18 protein-coding genes are annotated in these 15,721 nt (G+C 67.9%); 12 read left to right on the forward strand and 6 right to left on the reverse strand.

The genetic code is table 11. From position 1 onward, the window contains the following. Window positions 1-12: 12 nt before the first annotated feature. The 8 genes from TSH20_RS14525 to moaE all read left to right on the forward strand — a co-directional run bounded on the left by TSH20_RS14525 (window position 13) and on the right by moaE (window position 7,080). Window positions 13-783, forward strand: a complete 771-nt coding sequence (locus TSH20_RS14525) for an SDR family oxidoreductase (RefSeq protein ID WP_109075405.1) — start codon at window positions 13-15, stop codon at window positions 781-783. 404 nt (window positions 784-1,187) lie between these two features. Beyond that, window positions 1,188-3,134: an excinuclease ABC subunit UvrC gene (gene uvrC / locus TSH20_RS14530; protein ID WP_109075406.1), complete on the forward strand. Its 1,947-nt coding sequence runs from the start codon at window positions 1,188-1,190 to the stop codon at window positions 3,132-3,134. Between the two features lie 78 nt (window positions 3,135-3,212). Continuing rightward, a complete protein-coding gene (gene pgsA, locus TSH20_RS14535) occupies window positions 3,213-3,815 on the forward strand; it encodes a CDP-diacylglycerol--glycerol-3-phosphate 3-phosphatidyltransferase (protein ID WP_109075407.1) in 603 nt (200 codons plus the stop codon). An 11-nt stretch (window positions 3,816-3,826) separates the two neighbouring features. Next, on the forward strand, window positions 3,827-4,327 hold the full coding sequence (gene mobB, locus TSH20_RS14540; protein WP_109075408.1) for a molybdopterin-guanine dinucleotide biosynthesis protein B: 501 nt from the start codon (window positions 3,827-3,829) through the stop codon (window positions 4,325-4,327). A gap of 38 nt (window positions 4,328-4,365) precedes the next feature. Further along, complete coding sequence (locus TSH20_RS14545; protein ID WP_247871364.1) at window positions 4,366-5,037, forward strand: HAD hydrolase-like protein; 672 nt, start codon at window positions 4,366-4,368, stop codon at window positions 5,035-5,037. Between the two features lie 70 nt (window positions 5,038-5,107). Next, complete coding sequence (gene glp / locus TSH20_RS14550; protein ID WP_109075410.1) at window positions 5,108-6,361, forward strand: gephyrin-like molybdotransferase Glp; 1,254 nt, start codon at window positions 5,108-5,110, stop codon at window positions 6,359-6,361. Window positions 6,362-6,371: 10 nt separating this feature from the next. Then, window positions 6,372-6,623 carry a molybdopterin converting factor subunit 1 gene (gene moaD, locus TSH20_RS14555; protein WP_109075411.1) on the forward strand — a complete coding sequence of 84 codons (252 nt, stop codon included), beginning with the start codon at window positions 6,372-6,374 and terminating at the stop codon, window positions 6,621-6,623. A gap of 4 nt (window positions 6,624-6,627) precedes the next feature. After that, window positions 6,628-7,080: a molybdopterin synthase catalytic subunit MoaE gene (gene moaE, locus TSH20_RS14560; RefSeq protein WP_109075412.1), complete on the forward strand. Its 453-nt coding sequence runs from the start codon at window positions 6,628-6,630 to the stop codon at window positions 7,078-7,080. Between the two features lie 24 nt (window positions 7,081-7,104). On the opposite strand, the gene TSH20_RS14565 is transcribed toward moaE, so the two are convergent. Next, entirely contained in the window at window positions 7,105-7,695 is a 591-nt protein-coding gene (locus tag TSH20_RS14565) for a YqgE/AlgH family protein (RefSeq protein ID WP_085089466.1), read from the reverse strand. Window positions 7,696-7,889: 194 nt separating this feature from the next. Between TSH20_RS14565 and TSH20_RS14570 the strand changes: the two genes are divergently transcribed. From TSH20_RS14570 to TSH20_RS14580, 3 genes are all read left to right on the forward strand, one after another. Beyond that, on the forward strand, window positions 7,890-9,992 hold the full coding sequence (locus TSH20_RS14570; RefSeq protein WP_109075413.1) for a protein-disulfide reductase DsbD domain-containing protein: 2,103 nt from the start codon (window positions 7,890-7,892) through the stop codon (window positions 9,990-9,992). 89 nt (window positions 9,993-10,081) lie between these two features. Further along, the gene (locus tag TSH20_RS14575; protein WP_109075414.1) at window positions 10,082-10,435 is read left to right on the forward strand and encodes a zinc ribbon domain-containing protein YjdM; all 354 of its coding nucleotides are present in this window, start codon (window positions 10,082-10,084) and stop codon (window positions 10,433-10,435) included. Window positions 10,436-10,591: 156 nt separating this feature from the next. Then, window positions 10,592-11,074 (forward strand): peroxiredoxin, encoded by a 483-nt coding sequence (locus TSH20_RS14580; RefSeq protein WP_085089463.1) that lies wholly within the window; start codon window positions 10,592-10,594, stop codon window positions 11,072-11,074. Window positions 11,075-11,236: 162 nt separating this feature from the next. Here the strand turns inward: TSH20_RS14580 and rnhA are convergent, their stop codons facing one another. Genes rnhA through cysQ form a run of 4 tightly spaced genes read right to left on the reverse strand, consistent with a single transcriptional unit; the run spans window position 11,237 to window position 14,321 of the window. Then, entirely contained in the window at window positions 11,237-11,713 is a 477-nt protein-coding gene (rnhA, locus tag TSH20_RS14585; RefSeq protein ID WP_109075415.1) for a ribonuclease HI, read from the reverse strand. Window positions 11,714-11,717: 4 nt separating this feature from the next. Next, window positions 11,718-12,701, reverse strand: coding sequence for a homoserine kinase (locus tag TSH20_RS14590; protein ID WP_109075416.1), 984 nt, complete (start codon window positions 12,699-12,701; stop codon window positions 11,718-11,720). Window positions 12,702-12,714: 13 nt separating this feature from the next. Then, window positions 12,715-13,548, reverse strand: a complete 834-nt coding sequence (locus TSH20_RS14595) for a ferritin-like domain-containing protein (protein ID WP_109075417.1) — start codon at window positions 13,546-13,548, stop codon at window positions 12,715-12,717. Continuing rightward, window positions 13,545-14,321, reverse strand: coding sequence for a 3'(2'),5'-bisphosphate nucleotidase CysQ (cysQ, locus tag TSH20_RS14600; protein WP_109075418.1), 777 nt, complete (start codon window positions 14,319-14,321; stop codon window positions 13,545-13,547). The genes TSH20_RS14595 and cysQ overlap by 4 nt, the downstream gene beginning before the upstream one ends. A 90-nt stretch (window positions 14,322-14,411) precedes the next feature. Between cysQ and TSH20_RS14605 the strand changes: the two genes are divergently transcribed. Further along, window positions 14,412-14,966, forward strand: a complete 555-nt coding sequence (locus tag TSH20_RS14605) for a GNAT family N-acetyltransferase (RefSeq protein WP_109075419.1) — start codon at window positions 14,412-14,414, stop codon at window positions 14,964-14,966. Here the strand turns inward: TSH20_RS14605 and TSH20_RS14610 are convergent. Beyond that, the gene (locus TSH20_RS14610; RefSeq protein ID WP_247871363.1) at window positions 14,963-15,661 is read right to left on the reverse strand and encodes an EAL domain-containing protein; all 699 of its coding nucleotides are present in this window, start codon (window positions 15,659-15,661) and stop codon (window positions 14,963-14,965) included. The genes TSH20_RS14605 and TSH20_RS14610 overlap by 4 nt on opposite strands. Between the last annotated feature and the right edge of the window lie 60 nt (window positions 15,662-15,721).

A 15,721-nucleotide genomic window follows, 5' to 3' on the forward strand; every position in this document is an offset into this window, starting at 1 on the left:
ACCTATGGCGCCATGGTCGAGATCAAGAGGAAAACGGCCCTGGTCACAGGGGCCGGCAAGCGCATCGGGCGGGCCATCGCGCTCGATCTTGCGGGGCAGGGGTGGGACGTCGCCGTCCATTACCGTAGCTCCCGAGAGGAGGCCGATGCCGTCGTCGCCGAGATCGAGCGGGCGGGCGGCCGTGCCATGGCCTTCGCCGCCGACCTCGACCGTGAGGCGGAGGTGAAGACGCTGGTGCCGGCGGTGACGGAGCGGCTCGGTCCGCTGACACTGCTGGTTAACAACGCCTCCCGCTTCGAACGCGACGAGATGGCCGACGTCACACGCGAATCGTGGGACGCGCATATGGAGGCGAACCTGCGGGCTCCCTTCGTGCTGTCGCAGGATTTCGCGTCGCGGTTGCCGGAGGGCGAGCGTGGGCTGATCGTCAACATCATCGATCAGCGCGTGTGGAATCCGACTCCGCACTTCGTGTCCTATACCCTGTCGAAGATGGGGCTGTGGGCGCTGACCCGGACAATGGCGCTGGCGCTGGCCCCGCGCATCCGGGTCAACGGCATCGGACCCGGTCCGACGCTGCGCAATGACCGCCAGACGGTGGAGGAGTTCGCCGCCCAGTGGGACTCGACCCCGCTGCATCGCGGCACCACGCCGGAGGAGATCTGCGCCGCCATCCGCTTCCTGATCGCCGCCCCGGCGATGACCGGCCAGATGATCGCGCTGGACGGTGGGGAGCATCTGGGATGGGCGCAGCCGGCGCATGGCTTCGTGCCCAACGAATAGCGGCGGATTGCAATCCTTAAACAGGGAAAGGCACGTCCGTCCGGAGCCTTGCGGCCGGCGGGGCGGGTGCGGTGCGGCGAAAATGACCGCGCGTTTTACACAGGTGCCCCACCCCGCGCAAGAGGCGCCTGTAGCCCCGAGACAATTTTGTGGCCGCGCGTCAATTCCCGCCCTTGACTCGTACCTGACCTAAGGAAATCAACGGCTTAACAAAAATGCCTAAAAAATAGGCGGAAGCATGCGACCCGTTGTGGCGCCTAGCTCCGGATGGGCTACCCCCGTCGTTATAGACAAACTTATCCACAGGTTTCGTGGATATTCTTCCGGAGGGGCGAGTCGCTCCGCATGCGTCCTTCGCGTGCCCAACAGTTGACCCGCGACGGCCGCTCGACGACATTCTGGTCATGTCCGAAACGCATTCCTCAGAGCCCCTGGTTTCCTCTTCCGACGCCGATGCCTCGGGCGGTGAGGACGTTGCCGCGCGTCCGAAACGGCGGCCGGCCGACATCAACCGGGGCGTCGAGATCATTCGTGAGCATCTGAAGACCCTGCCGCAGACGCCGGGCGTCTACCGCATGCTGGCGGGTGACGGGGCGGTCCTGTATGTCGGCAAGGCGCGCAACCTGAAGCGCCGGGTGACCAACTACACCCAGGTCGGAAAGCTGCCGGTCAGGCTCCAGCGCATGGTCGCGGAGACCGAGACGATGGAGTTCGTCAACACCCACACCGAGGTGGAGGCGCTGCTTCTCGAATCGAACCTGATCAAGAAGCTGATGCCTCGGTACAACGTGCTGTTGCGGGACGACAAGACCTTTCCGCACATCATGATTACCAGGGACCACGACTATCCGCAGTTGACCAAGCACCGTGGCGCGCGCGGGCGCGATGCCGACTATTTCGGTCCTTTCGCTTCCGCCGGGGCGGTCAACCGGACGATCACGGCGCTGCAGCGCGCCTTCCTGCTGCGCAACTGCGCCGACACGGTGTTCGCCAGCCGCACCCGGCCCTGCCTGCAATACCAGATCAAGCGCTGCACCGCGCCCTGCGTCGGCCGCGTCAGCCCGGCGGAGTATCAGGCGCAGGTCGGTCAGGCCCGCGCCTTCCTGTCGGGCAAGAGCCGCGACATCCAGACGGAATTCGCCGACCGGATGATGGCGGCCTCCGACGCCATGGATTTCGAGACGGCGGCGCGCTACCGCGACCGTATCCGCGCGCTGACCGCGATCCAGGCCCACCAGGACATCAATGTCGAGGGGGTGGTGGAGGATGCCGACGTCATCGCCGCCTATGCCGAGGGCGGGGTGACCTGCATCCAGGTCTTCTTCTTCCGCGGCGGGCGCAACTACGGCAACCGCGCCTATTTCCCCAGCCATGACAAGGCGGCGGAGACCGAGGAGGTGCTGGCCGCCTTCATCGCCCAGTTCTATGAGAACAAGGCGGCGCCGCCGCTGGTGCTGGTCAGCCACGCCCTGCCGGAGCTGGAGCTGCTGAGCGAGGCGCTGGCCGTGCGCGCCGGGCACAAGGTCGAACTGGCGGAGCCGAAGCGCGGCGAGAAGCGGCGGATCGTCGAGCATGCGCTGACCAACGCGCGCGAGGCGCATGGGCGCCGGCTGGCCGAAAGCTCCAGCCAGGCGCGGCTGCTGGACGGGGTGGCCGCCGCCTTCGGCATGGACGGACCGCCGGAGCGGGTGGAGGTCTACGACAACTCCCACATCCAGGGGGCGCACGCCATCGGCGCGATGATCGTCGCCGGGCCGGAAGGCTTCATCAAGAACGCCTACCGCAAGTTCAACATCCGGAGCGAAGGCGCGGCCGGCGACGACTTCGCCATGATGCGCGAGGTGCTGACCCGCCGATTCGGCCGGGCGGTGAAAGAGGATCCGGAACGCAGCCTGGGGACGTGGCCCGATCTGGTGCTGATCGACGGCGGTCTGGGACAGCTGAACGTCGCGCTGGAGGTGTTCGCGGAACTGGGCATCGACGACGTGACGCTGGTCGGCATCGCCAAGGGGCCGGACCGTGACGCCGGGCGCGAGCATTTCTTCATGGAGAACCGCCCGCCCTTCCAGATGGAGCCGCGCGACCCGGTGCTGTATTTCCTGCAGCGGCTGCGCGACGAGGCCCACCGCTTCGCCATCGGCACCCACCGGGCCAAGCGGACCAAGGCCATCGGCAAATCGCCGATCGACGAGATCGCCGGCATCGGTCCCGCCCGCAAGAAGGCTCTGCTGCATCACTTCGGCAGCGGGGCGGCGGTGGCGCGCGCCGGGCTGGCCGATTTGGAGGCGGTGGAAGGGATCAATCGCACGGTTGCGAAAAAGATATACGATCACTTCCATCCCGATGGTTAGAATGCGGGCACAACAAACCAGCCGGCGCTCTCACGGGTGCCGAGCGGGGACATCCTCCAGCGGTTCGAGTTTTCCGTCATGCTGACCAGCCTGCCCAACCTGCTGACCCTGTCGCGAATCGCGGTGATCCCGCTGGTGGTCGGGCTGTTCTATGTGCCGGAGGCCTGGGCGGCCTATACCGCGTGCTCGCTCTATGCCGCCGCCTGCATCACCGATTGGTTCGACGGCTATCTGGCGCGGGCCTGGGCGCAGGAAAGCGTGATCGGCAAGTTCCTGGATCCCATCGCCGACAAGCTGCTGGTGGCGGCGACCCTCATCATGCTGGCGGGGTTCCACCGGCTGACCGGCCTGTCGATCCTGCCGGCGGTGGTGATCCTGCTGCGTGAAGTGCTGGTTTCGGGGCTGCGCGAGTATCTGGCCGGGCTGCATGTCGGCGTGCCGGTAACCTGGCTGGCGAAATGGAAGACGACGATCCAGATGATCGCGCTGGGCTTCCTGATCGTCGGCGATTATGGTCCGGCGGAACTGCCGGTGACCTTCATCGGCACGGTTGGGCTGTGGATCGCCGCGGCTCTGACCTTCTACACCGGGTGGGATTACATGCGCGCCGGACTGACCCATATGATGGCCGAGCAGCCGGCGAAGCCCGGCGCCGCCCGTTCCGCCCGCAGCGCCGGTTGAAAGTTTCCGACATGAAAATCTTTGGGCTGACCGGCTGGAGCGGCAGCGGCAAGACCTCGCTGATGGTGCGGCTGATTCCGGCGCTGACGGCGCGCGGCTTGCGCGTGTCGACGGTCAAGCATGCCCACAAGGGCTTCGACATCGACCATCCCGGCAAGGACAGCCACAACCATCGCCTGGCCGGCGCCACGGAGGTGCTGGTAAGCTCCCCCCGGCGCTGGGCCCTGATGCACGAGCTGCGCGACGGCGAGCCGGAGCTGACGCTTGAGCAGCTGATCGGCAAGGTGGCGCCGGTCGACCTGCTGCTGGTCGAGGGCTTCAAGCGCGACCGTCACGAAAAGATCGAGGTCTGGCGGGCCGAGGTGGACAAGGCGCTGATCGCGCCCGACGATCCCACCATCGTCGCGGTCGCCAGCGACGGCGCGGTGCCGGGCTGCCCGGTGCCGGTGCTGGACCTGAACGACGCCGAGGCGATTGCGGCGTTCGTGGTGGAGCGGTGCGGGTTGGGGTGAGGCCCCGCCTTCGCTGTTTTGACATACCAAGAGACGACATGGATACCGCACATTCCCGCATGCCGCAGGCGCTCGATCGCCGCGGTTATCGGCTCGCCGTCTTCGATTTCGACGGCACATTGGCCGACTCGTTTCCCTGGTTCATCGGCGTCTTGAACGGTGTCGCCGACCGTTATGGCTTCAACCGCGTGCAGGCGGACGAGGTGGAGCGGTTGCGCGGCTATGACGCGCGGCAGATCATGCGGCACCTGCGGGTGCCGAACTGGAAGCTGCCCTTCATCGCCAACCACATGCGGCAGCTGATGGCGCGCGACATCGACGGCATCCGGCTGTTCGACGGTGTGCCGGAGATGCTGCGGGCATTGCACGACAGCGGCGTGACCGTCGCCATCGTCAGCTCGAACTCGGTGGAGAACATCCGCAGCATCCTGGGATCGGAGGCGGCCGGGCGGGTGGCGCATTACGGCTGCGGCGCCTCGCTGTTCGGCAAGGCGGCGAAGTTCCGCAAGTTGCTGCGCAAGGCCGGCGTTCCGGCGGAGCTTGCCATCGGCATCGGCGACGAGGTGCGCGACATCGACGCCGCGCGGGCGCTGGGCATGGGCTGTGCCGCAGTCGCCTGGGGTTATGCGCGCGAGGATGCGCTGGCGGCGCGGCGGCCGGACCGGCTGCTGACGCGGGTGGAGGAGATTCCCGGGCTGTTCGGCGGCTGAATGCCACGTCCCGGAAAGGACGCCTTTTCCCTCTTCGCAGCGGACGCCGCGGCGGACTAGAGTGGCGACCATGGTGCAACTCGACAATGATTGCTTCGCCTTCGGCGGGCCGATGATGGCGGTGGAGCCGGCGCTGGCGCTGCTGGCCGGACGGGTCGGGCCGGTGACGGCGACGGAGACCGTGCCGCTGTCCGCTGCGCTCGGCCGGGTGCTGGCCGCCGATCTGGTGGCTCCCTTCAACGTGCCGCCGCACGACAATGCCGCGGTGGACGGCTATGCCGTGTTCTTCGACGATCTCGCCGCCGATGGGGAGACCGTGCTGCCGGTGACGGCGCGGGTGGCCGCCGGGCAGTGGCTGGGCCGGCCGGCGGTGCGGGGGGAGGCGGTGCGCATCTTCACCGGCGCGCCGATGCCGGCCGGCATGGACACGGTGTTCATGCAGGAGGATTGCCGCAGCGACGGAGCCACCGTCACCCTGCCGGCGGGCATCCGCCGCGGCGTCAATCGGCGACTGGCTGGTGAGGACGTGCGCGAGGGGTCGGTGGTGCTGGCCGCCGGGCGGCGCCTGCGGCCGGAGGATATCGCGCTGGCCGCTTCGCTGGGGCATGCGACGTTGGCGGTGCGCTGCCGGCTGCGCGTTGCGGTGTTTTCCACGGGCGACGAGTTGCGGCAGCCGGGGCAGGTGCTGGAGCCCGGAGCCGTCTATGACGCCAACCGCTTCGCCCTGATCGCGCTGCTGACCCGGCTGGGCTGCGCCGTCACCGACCTCGGCATCCTGCCCGACCGGTTCGAGGCCATCCGAGATGCGCTGGCCGATGCGGCGATGAGCCATGACGCGCTGATCACCTCCGGCGGCATGTCCACCGGGGAGGAGGATCACGTCAAGCCGGCGGTGGAGGCCAATGGGCGGCTGGATTTCTGGCGGCTGGCGATCAAGCCGGGCCGGCCGGTGGCACTGGGTCGTGTGCGCGACGCGGTGTTCGTCGGGCTGCCGGGCAATCCGGTCGCGGTGGTGGTGACCTTCCTGCGCATCGCCCGGCCGATCCTGCTGCGGCTGATGGGGGCGGCGGACGAGACGCCCCGGGCGATCCCGGTGCGCGCGAGCTTCGCCCACAAGAAGAAGCCCGGGCGGCGCGAGTTCTTGCGCGGGTCGCTGGCCCGTGGTGAGGACGGCGCGCTGGTTGCGGCGAAATACCCCCGCGACGGTGCCGGTGTGCTGTCGTCACTGGTGGAGTCCGAGGGCCTGATCGAGTTGCCGGAGGATCTGGCGCGGGTCGAACCCGGCATGACCGTCGATTTCCTGCCTTTCAAAGAATTCCTGTAGAGGTCGCGTGATGAAGATTCTCTATTTCGCCTGGCTGCGCAGCAAGATCGGCGTGCCGACCGAGACCGTGGAGTTGCCGGCGGAGGTGACCACGGCCGGCGCTCTGGTCGAATGGCTGAAGACCCGCAGCCCGCGCCATGCCGAGGCGCTGGCCAACAGCAAATTGGTCAAGGTGGCGGTGAACCAGGAGCATGTGCCCTACGACCACCCGATCTCCGCGACGGATGAGATCGCGCTGTTCCCGCCGGTGACGGGGGGCTGACGCCATGGCGATCCGCGTCCAGGCTGAGGATTTCGACGTCGGCGCCGAATATGCCGCCTTCACCGCCGGTCGAACCAGCGTCGGCGGGGTGGCGATGTTCGTCGGGCTGGTGCGTGACATCGCCGGTGGTGCTGCGGTCAGCGCCATGACGCTGGAGCACTATCCAGGCATGACCGAGAAGCAGCTGGAAGCCATCGAGGAGGAGGCGCGGCGCCGCTGGCCGTTGGACGATGTGCTGGTGATCCACCGTTACGGCCGGCTGGAGCCGGGCGACCGCATCGTGATGGTGGCCACCGCGTCGGCCCACCGCGACGCCGCCTTCGAGTCCTGCCGTTTCCTGATGGACTGGCTGAAGACCAAGGCGCCGTTCTGGAAGCTGGAAGCAACGCCGGAAGGCGAACGCTGGGTCGAGGCCAAGGAGAGCGACGACGCGGCGGCTGCGCGGTGGGCGGAGTAAACTGTCAGGCGGGATAGGGCGCGCTCAGGCGTGCCCGGCCTCGCCCGACAGCATGGAGACGCTGACGCCGAGCTTGCCGATGGCGCGTTCCCACTTGGCGTCCAGGTCGGTGTCGAACAGCAGCTTTTCGTCGCAGGGCACGTTCAGCCAGCCGTTGGCCTGGAATTCGGCGTCCAGTTGCCCCGGCCCCCAGCCGGCATAGCCGAGCAGCAGCAGGTTGCGGCGCGGGCCGCGGTCTTCGGAGATGGCACGCAGGATGTCGATGGTGGCGGTCAGGGCCACGTCGTCGTTCACCACCAGCGTGCCGTCGCGGACATAGTCGGTGGAGTGCAGGACAAAGCCGCGGCCCGACTCGACCGGACCACCGTAATGCACCGGCAGATTGTGGGTCGGCTGCGGGATGTCCATGTCGAGCTGTTCCAGCAAATCCTCGAACGTGATCGACCCGAACAGCCGGTTCACCACCAGACCCATTGCGCCGTCTTCATTGTGGGCGCACACATAGATGACCGTGCGCTGGAAACGCGGGTCCTCCATTCCGGGCATGGCGATCAGCAGCTGGCCGGTCAGCGATTCCGTGGTCTTGGAGTCCGGAGACTTGGTCAGGCGCGGCATGGGCGATTATCCTTGTCGTCGGTTCGGTGCGGAAGACCGCCCCCGTCCCTACGGTCGGTTGTGGTTGGCGCTCTGGCGACGCTTTCACCGGAGTGTGACAGCACCGGCCGAGCTTTGTCACCATTATATGGGCTATCATATAGGGTGTCGGGGACGCCGATGCGCCCCTTCCAGGGAAGAGAACAGTGCGCGCGATGAAAAGACATGCCCTTACCCTCCTGCTGCTTCTGGCCGTGCTGGCCGGCGGCGCCATCCCTGCTTTTGCTCAGAGCGCTGGGGCAGGGGATGGGATCGGCGCCTGGACCAAGACCGGACCGGTCGAGGCGCGGCTGGTGTCCGCGGTGCGCGGCACCGGTGACCTGACGGCGCTGCCGCTGGGGCTGGAGTTGCGGCTGGAGCCGGGGTGGAAGACCTATTGGCGCTCCCCCGGCGATGCCGGATTCGCGCCGCGCCTGGACTGGAGCCGCTCCGGCAACCTGGGCGAGGCGATGCTCTCTTATCCGGCGCCGCACCGTTTCTCCGTTCTGGGGTTCGAGACGGCGGGATACGACACCGCCGTGCTGTTCCCGATCCAGGGGGCGCCGGCCACGCCCGGCAAGCCGGTCGATCTGGCGCTGACCGCCGAACTGCTGGTCTGCTCGGAGATCTGCGTGCCGCAGACGCTGGACCTCGCGCTTGCACTGCCGGCCGGGCCGGCGGAGCCCAGCGGGGTCGCCAATGACGTGGCGCGCGCCCAGGCGCTGGTGCCGAAGGGTCCGAACGGGCTGCTGCGCATCGAGTCCGTGCGCGGCAAGGGGGCATCGCTGGAGGTGGAGGCGACCGCCGCCGACGGCTTCGTCACCCCCGACCTGTTCGTCGAGACCGATCCGGCCCTGACCTTCTCCGCCCCCAAGACCGTTTTTTCCGACAATGACCGCCATGTCCGTCTGACCCTGACGGTGACCGACCCGCAGCCCGGGCTGGATCTGGCCGGGCGCGCGATGACGCTCACCCTGGTCGACGGTGACAAGGCGATCGAAGCGCCGGTCACGGCATCAGCCGGTTCCGTCGCGCCGACTCCTGGCAGCGTCGGTCTGGTGGCGATGCTTGGGGTGGCGCTGCTGGGCGGGCTGATTCTGAACCTGATGCCCTGCGTGCTGCCGGTGCTGTCGCTGAAGCTGATGTCGGTGGTCAAGCATGGCGGACGGGCACCCGCCGCGGTGCGCGCCGGATTCCTGGCAAGCGCGGCCGGAATCCTGACCTCCTTCCTGCTGATGGCCTCGGTTCTGGTCGGCATCAAGGCGGCGGGCGGGGCGGTCGGCTGGGGCATCCAGTTCCAGCAGCCGCTGTTCCTGGTCTTCATGGTCGTGCTGGTCACGCTGTTCTCGGCCAATTTGTGGGGGCTGTTCGAGGTGCCGCTGCCGCGCGCGCTGGCCGACAGGCTGGGCGGCGACGGGCTGGCCGGGCCGTTCGCCACCGGCATGTTCGCGACCCTGCTGGCGACGCCCTGTTCGGCGCCGTTCCTCGGCACGGCGGTGGGATTCGCGCTGTCCAAGGGGCCGGTGGAGGTCTACGCGATCTTTGCGACTCTGGGTGTCGGGCTGGCGCTGCCCTATCTGGCGGTGGCGGCTTGGCCGCGGGTGGCCGGATGGCTACCGCGGCCGGGACGCTGGATGGCGAAGCTGAAGATCGTGTTGGGCTTCGCGCTGATGCTGACGGCGGTTTGGTTGCTGTCGGTGCTGACCGCGCAGATCGGCGAGGTGGCAGCGGCGACGGTCGGGTTGCTGATGGCGGCGCTGGTGCTGGCGCTGTGGGTCGGGCGGAGTGCCGGAGGCCTGGCGCGGACCGCCGGCCCGGCGCTGGCCGGTGTGCTGGCGGTCGCCGCTTTCGCCATGCCGGCGGCGGTCGGCCCGTCGGCCGGCGCGGCGCCGGTGGTCAGCGACAGCAAGGCGCGCTGGGTGCCCTTCGTCGAATCGACGATCCGCGACCATGTTGCCGCCGGCCGCACCGTCTTCGTCGACGTGACCGCCGACTGGTGCATCACCTGTCAGGCCAACAAGAAGCTGGTCCTGAACCGCGGTGAAGTTGCCGAGCGGCTGGAGGACAAGGGCGTGGTGGCGATGCGCGCCGACTGGACCCGGCCGGACGCAACGATCGCGAAGTTTCTGTCCGATCACGGCCGGTACGGCATTCCCTTCAACATCGTCTACGGCCCCGGCGCGCCGGACGGCATCGCCCTGCCGGAACTGCTCAGCGATGGCGTGGTGCTGGAGGCCCTGGGTAAGGCGGCGGGGAAGGCGGGGGCCAAGTCATCCTAAGCGTGAACGGGAAAAGGCCTATGGCTGTTGCGGCTATTCTGCGGTAACAGAGCGGCTCCGGGAGCTTCTCCCGCGCCATGAGGACGATGATGGACGATCAGATCAACTGCCCGCAGTGCGGCTCCGAAAACGCCTACAATGACGGCAGCCTGTGGAACTGCCCCGACTGCGGCCATGAATGGAACCCCGATACGGCGGCCGCCGCGGTGGAGGCCGATGCGGGGCAGGGCGTGCGCGACGCCAACGGCAATCCGCTGGCCGATGGCGACAGCGTCACGGTCATCAAGGACCTGAAGGTCAAGGGATCGTCCCTGGTGGTCAAGGGCGGGACCAAGGTGAAGAACATCCGTCTGACGGACGGCGCCGACGGCCACAACATCGCCTGCAAGATCGACGGCATCGGCGCCATGAACCTGAAGTCGGAGTTCGTGAAGAAGGCGTGACCTTGGCCGTCCAATGCCAAGCGGACAGTCGGGCCAACCGTGCCTTGCGGCCATTCGCCGCGGGGGATAGAAGGGATGCAGGGTCGGGCTCCGCAACGAGGGTCCGGCCGAACCCGAAAAGCGGGCAAACCCAGAAAATCGGAAGGGTTAGAGACGATGAGCATCCAGGTTGGCGATACCATCCCGTCCGTCACGCTGAAGTGGCTGACCGACAACGGCATGCAGGAAGTGACGACGGACGAGCTGTTCAAGGGCAAGAAGGTCGTCCTGTTCTCCGTCCCCGGCGCCTTCACCCCGACCTGCTCCGCCAAGCATCTGCCGGGCTTCGTCCAGCAGGCCGACGCGCTGAAGGCCAAGGGCGTAGACAGCATCATCTGCCTCGCCGTCAACGATCCCTTCGTGATGCGCGCCTGGGGTGACAAGGGCGGCGTCGGCGACAAGGTGAAGATGCTGCCGGACGGCAACGCCACCTTCACCACGGCTCTCGGCCTGACCATGGATGGTTCCGCCCACGGCCTGGGCACCCGCGGCCAGCGCTTCGCCCTGGTGGCGGAGGACGGCAAGGTCACCCACGTCGCCGTTGAGGCCCCCGGCAAGTTCGAGGTGTCCTCGGCCGAAGCGGTGCTGGAGAAGGTTTGAGGTTATGCCTCCCTCTCCCCCCTGGGGAGAGGGTCGGGGTGAGGGGGATGCACGGCGTGGATTGATGGGAGAGCACGAGGTCCGCGATTCTTGAAAATCCCCGCTCTGCCTCCCCCTCACCCTAACCCTCTCCCCGGGGGGGGGAGAGGGGACATCTTCTGTTCACCCCTGCGCCCGCACGTCGGCCACGCCACGGCGCGCCAGTTCATCGGCACGTTCGTTTTCGGGGTGGCCGGCGTGGCCGCGGACCCAGTGGAATTCGATCTGGTGCTGCCGCTTCGCCTCTTCCAGACGCTGCCACAGGTCGACGTTCTTCACCGGTTTGCGGTCGGCGGTCATCCAGCCCTTGGCCTTCCAGCCGTGGATCCACTTGGTGATGCCGTTCTTTACGTATTCGCTGTCGGTGAAGAGGCGGACGGTCACCGGCTTCTTCAACGCTTCCAGCGCCATGATGGCGGCCATCAGTTCCATGCGGTTGTTGGTGGTCGCCGGCTCGCCGCCATACAGCTCCTTCTCCACCTCGCCATAGCGCAGGATGGCGCCCCAGCCGCCGGGGCCGGGATTGCCGCTGCAGGCGCCGTCGGTGAAGATGTCGACTGTCTTGAGACCGGCTTCGGTCGGTGAGGTGGCGTCAGTCATTCAGTCAGGCCCCGCCCACGTCCGAATCGTCGAGGAAATAGTCGCCCAGCCCGCGAACCGACTGGTGGAAGCGCAGCTTGCGCAGATATTCCAGCGGGTCCTTCGGCCGCACGAAGGCACCCGGCGGGTGGTTCAGCCAATCATAGAGGCGGGTCAGCAGGAAGCGCACGGCGCTGCCGCGGCACAGCCAGGGCAGGGCGTCCAGCTCTTCGCGGGACAGCGGCCGGACCTTGCGGTAGTTGGACAGCAGCAGACGCGCCTTGGTGGCGTTGAACGACCCGTCGATTTCGAAGCACCAGGCGTTGATGCAGATCGCCACGTCGTAGACGAAGAAGTCGTTGCAGGCAAAATAGAAGTCGATCAGGCCGGACAGACTGTCGCCGCGGAAGAAGACGTTGTCCGGGAACAGGTCGGCATGGATGACACCGGCCGGCAGGCCGACCGGCCAGTTGGCCTCCAGCGCCGCCAATTCGGTCTCCAGCGTTGCACGCAGGCCGGGGGCAACCTCGTCGGCGCGTTCGGCGGACTTGGCGAACAGATCCTTCCAGCCGGGCAGGGCCAGCGCGTTCGGCCGTTCCATGCGGAAGTCGCCGACCGCCAGATGCAGGCGGGCCAGCGCCTCGCCCAACTGAGCGCAATGCTGTGGCATGATCCGGCGCGGCCACATGCCGGCCAGGAAGGTGACGATCACCGCCGGGCGACCGCACAGCTCGCGCAGAGCCACACCGTCGCGCCCCGGTACCGGCAGCGGGCAGGCGATGCCCTTCTCCGCCAGATGCTCCATCAGGCCGAGGAAGAAGGGCAGATCCTCCTTCCGCGTGCGCTTCTCGTAGAGCGTCAGGATGTAGGGTCCGCGTTCGGTCACCAGAAGGAAGTTGGAATTTTCCACCCCCTCCGCGATGCCCTTGCACGACAGCACCGCGCCCAGATCGTACTGGGCGGCGAAGGTGCTGAGATCCTCGTCGGTGACTTCGGTGTATACGGCCATGATGTCCAGCGCCTTACCGGGTTTCCGGCCTGCGGTCAATTTCGGGAGTGATCGGCTCGTAATATTCCGGGCCGAAGCCGGCAAGCTGGCGGCTGGCGGTGTTGAAGGGGCGCTTCAGCCCGCCGCGGAAATGGCGGCCGACAAGCTCCTGCCACAGGGCAACCGGCTCGGCTCCGCGCTCGGCGCAGAGATGGACGAACCAGCGCCGGCCGGCGGCGACGTGGCTGATTTCCTCGTCATGGATGGTCTGGAGCAGGTCGGCGCTCTCGCCGTCGCCGAAATCGCGCAGGCGGCGCACGGTGTCGGGCGTGACGTCCAGGCCGCGCGCCTCCAGCACCATCGGCACCACGGCCAGCCGGGCGGCGAGGTCGTGGGCGGTTTCCGTCGCGGCCTGCCACAGCCCGTCATGGGCGGGCAGGTCGCCATAGGAGGAACCCAGCGCGTTCAGCCGGGTTTCCAGCATCTGGAAATGCCGGGCCTCGTCATCGGCCACCTGGAGCCAGTCGTCGGTGAAGCCCCTCGGCAGGTCGAGGGGCGCGAATCGGGCGACGATGTCCCAGGCGAGGTCGATGGCGTTCAGTTCGATGTGCGCCAGCGCGTGCAGCAGGGCGATGCGGTTCTGGGCGCTGCCGCCGCGCCCGCGCTTGGGCATGTCGCGCGGCAGCTTCAGCTCCGGCCGGTCGGGACGGGCGGGGCGGTCGGGCGGCGGGGCCGGCACGTCGGGCGACAGCAGGCCGTCGCGCCATGCGGCGGCATGAAGGCGGGTCAGGCGCACTTTCTCAAGCGGCGCCGCGGTCGTCAGCACCGCGGTCGCCGCCTCACCCAGGCACGAAACAGAAGACGTCATTTCCAGCCGTAGGCGACGAAGTGCGGGTTGAGGATGTCGTCCTTGCCATAGACCATCGGCGAGCCGTCCGGCTGCTCCACCCGGCCGCCGGCGCCGATCAGCACGGCGTGGCCGGCGGCGGTGTCCCACTCGCTGGTCGGTCCGAAGCGCGGGTAGAGGTCGGCCTTGCCGCTCGCCACCGTGCAGAATTTCAGCGAGCTGCCGCAGGACACCCGGTCCTTGACCGTGTACTTGCCGAGGAAGTCGTCCAGCACCGACCCGTTGCCGTGGGAACGGCTGGCGACGACGGTCAGCCCGTCGGCCGGCGGGTTGCGGACGGCGATGGGGTGGTCGTGGCGGCCCTCCGCGCAATGGACGGCGGTGCCGGGGCCGGCCGCGGCGTACATGTCGCCGGTGGCCGGGGCATAGACGACGCCGAGGACCGGGACGCCGTTCTCGACCAGGGCGATGTTCACCGTGAACTCGCCATTGCGGGAGATGAATTCCTTGGTGCCGTCGAGCGGATCGACCAGCCAGAATCGGCCGCCGGAGATGTCGGGCTTGTGGCCCGCGGACATCGCCTCCTCCGCGACGACGGGCACGCCCGGCAGCAGGTGGTGCAGCGCCGGGACGATCACCGCCTCCGCCGCATGGTCGGCCTGCGTCACCGGGCTGCCGTCGACCTTGGTGGCGACGTCGATGCCGTCGTTGTAGAAGCGCAGGATGACCTGACCGGCCTCGTGGGCGATGGTGCGGACCGTCGGCAGCAGGCTCGCCACAGCGGCATCGGGCATGGGGTAATCTCCCTATGGTATGAAGAGTCAGCATATCCTGCCCGAAGGCGGGCCGGAAGCTCTTGAACGGGTGTGGAACGGAGAAGGCGGATGACGGCCGGGGAATTGTCGGACATCGGACGGACGGACGGCCACGGCGCATCGGCCCTATGGCGTGCTATGACCGCGGCCGATCTGGACCGGATCCTGGCCATCGCGGACATCGTTCATCCGGACTATCCGGAGGAGCGCGGCGTGTTCGAGGAGAGGCTGGCGCTCTATCCGGCCGGCTGCCGTGTGGCGGAATACCGCGGCGAGGCCATCGGCTATGGCGTCATGCATCCGGGCAGGCTGGGGGTGCCGCCGCCGCTCGACACGCCGCTGGGGGGCCTGCCGGAGGATGCGGACTGCCTGTACCTGCACGACATCGCTTTATTGCCGGAGGCGCGCGGCACCGGGTTGGGGGCGGCGGTGCTGGGTTATGCCCATGGGCTGGCGGCGCGGGAGGGGTGGCGGTGGCTGGCGCTGACCTCGACGCCGGGCGCGCGGAGCTATTGGGACCGCGTCGGCTTCGCACCCTATGCGGATGGCGGGCCGGCGCTGGAGGCCAAGCTGGCGAGCTATGGCGGCGGGATGAGCTACATGACGGCGCCGGTCAGCCGCTAGGCCGCCAGCATCGCCGTATCCGGGTCGGTCACCATGGATTGGAAGGCCGGCTTGGCGAACAGGTAGCCCTGCATCAGGGTGACGCCCAGGTCGCGCAGGGTCCTGGCCTCGCCGACCGTCTCGATGCCCTCGGCGATGGGGGTGATGGCGAGATCCTCGCACACCGCCAGGATGGCCTTGACGATGCTGCGCCGGGCCCGCTCGGTGTCGATGTTGCGGGTCAGCTCCATGTCCAGCTTGATGATGTCCGGCTGGAACTCGGCCAGCAGGTTCAGACCGGAATAGCCGGAGCCGAAATCGTCGATGGCGGTCAGGAAGCCCTGGCGCTTGTATTCGCTGAAGATGCTCTTCAGGTGGTCGTGGTCCACCACCCGCTCGTTCTCCGTCACTTCGAAGATGATGCGGTCGGTGGGGAAGCCGGTGCGGCGGGCGGCGGCCAGCGTTGCCTTGATGCAGGCCTCCGCCTTGTAGACGGCGTTGGGCAGGAAGTTGATGGACAGGCGGGCGCCGTTCATCGGCAGGGAGGAGGCCAGCTCGATTGCCTTGATGCGGCAGGACTGGTCGAAGGCGTAGCGGGTGGCGTCGGTCACCTGGCCCAGCACCCAGCCGGCACCCTGCCCCTCAGTGCCGCGCACCAGCGCCTCATGCGCCCAGACACCGCCGTTGGCGACATCGACGATGGGCTGGAAAGCCATCGTGAAATCCAGATTGAGGCGGTCCGCACATTGACCGCCGCACCCACCGTCGCCAAACGC

The organism is Azospirillum sp. TSH20 (assembly GCF_003115935.1).
In the GTDB taxonomy this organism is placed as follows: domain Bacteria; phylum Pseudomonadota; class Alphaproteobacteria; order Azospirillales; family Azospirillaceae; genus Azospirillum.

What these genes read in the sequence shown, in the direction of transcription:
- TSH20_RS14525 (WP_109075405.1), top strand. Translation starts at nt 13, where the DNA reads ATGGTCGAGATCAAGAGGAAAACGGCCCTGGTCACAGGGGCCGGCAAG.
- uvrC (WP_109075406.1), top strand. Translation starts at nt 1,188, where the DNA reads ATGTCCGAAACGCATTCCTCAGAGCCCCTGGTTTCCTCTTCCGACGCC.
- pgsA (WP_109075407.1), top strand. Translation starts at nt 3,213, where the DNA reads ATGCTGACCAGCCTGCCCAACCTGCTGACCCTGTCGCGAATCGCGGTG.
- mobB (WP_109075408.1), top strand. Translation starts at nt 3,827, where the DNA reads ATGAAAATCTTTGGGCTGACCGGCTGGAGCGGCAGCGGCAAGACCTCG.
- TSH20_RS14545 (WP_247871364.1), top strand. Translation starts at nt 4,366, where the DNA reads ATGGATACCGCACATTCCCGCATGCCGCAGGCGCTCGATCGCCGCGGT.
- glp (WP_109075410.1), top strand. Translation starts at nt 5,108, where the DNA reads ATGGTGCAACTCGACAATGATTGCTTCGCCTTCGGCGGGCCGATGATG.
- moaD (WP_109075411.1), top strand. Translation starts at nt 6,372, where the DNA reads ATGAAGATTCTCTATTTCGCCTGGCTGCGCAGCAAGATCGGCGTGCCG.
- moaE (WP_109075412.1), top strand. Translation starts at nt 6,628, where the DNA reads ATGGCGATCCGCGTCCAGGCTGAGGATTTCGACGTCGGCGCCGAATAT.
- TSH20_RS14565 (WP_085089466.1), bottom strand. Translation starts at nt 7,695, where the DNA reads ATGCCGCGCCTGACCAAGTCTCCGGACTCCAAGACCACGGAATCGCTG.
- TSH20_RS14570 (WP_109075413.1), top strand. Translation starts at nt 7,890, where the DNA reads ATGAAAAGACATGCCCTTACCCTCCTGCTGCTTCTGGCCGTGCTGGCC.
- TSH20_RS14575 (WP_109075414.1), top strand. Translation starts at nt 10,082, where the DNA reads ATGGACGATCAGATCAACTGCCCGCAGTGCGGCTCCGAAAACGCCTAC.
- TSH20_RS14580 (WP_085089463.1), top strand. Translation starts at nt 10,592, where the DNA reads ATGAGCATCCAGGTTGGCGATACCATCCCGTCCGTCACGCTGAAGTGG.
- rnhA (WP_109075415.1), bottom strand. Translation starts at nt 11,713, where the DNA reads ATGACTGACGCCACCTCACCGACCGAAGCCGGTCTCAAGACAGTCGAC.
- TSH20_RS14590 (WP_109075416.1), bottom strand. Translation starts at nt 12,701, where the DNA reads ATGGCCGTATACACCGAAGTCACCGACGAGGATCTCAGCACCTTCGCC.
- TSH20_RS14595 (WP_109075417.1), bottom strand. Translation starts at nt 13,548, where the DNA reads ATGACGTCTTCTGTTTCGTGCCTGGGTGAGGCGGCGACCGCGGTGCTG.
- cysQ (WP_109075418.1), bottom strand. Translation starts at nt 14,321, where the DNA reads ATGCCCGATGCCGCTGTGGCGAGCCTGCTGCCGACGGTCCGCACCATC.
- TSH20_RS14605 (WP_109075419.1), top strand. Translation starts at nt 14,412, where the DNA reads ATGACGGCCGGGGAATTGTCGGACATCGGACGGACGGACGGCCACGGC.
- TSH20_RS14610 (WP_247871363.1), bottom strand. Translation starts at nt 15,661, where the DNA reads ATGGCTTTCCAGCCCATCGTCGATGTCGCCAACGGCGGTGTCTGGGCG.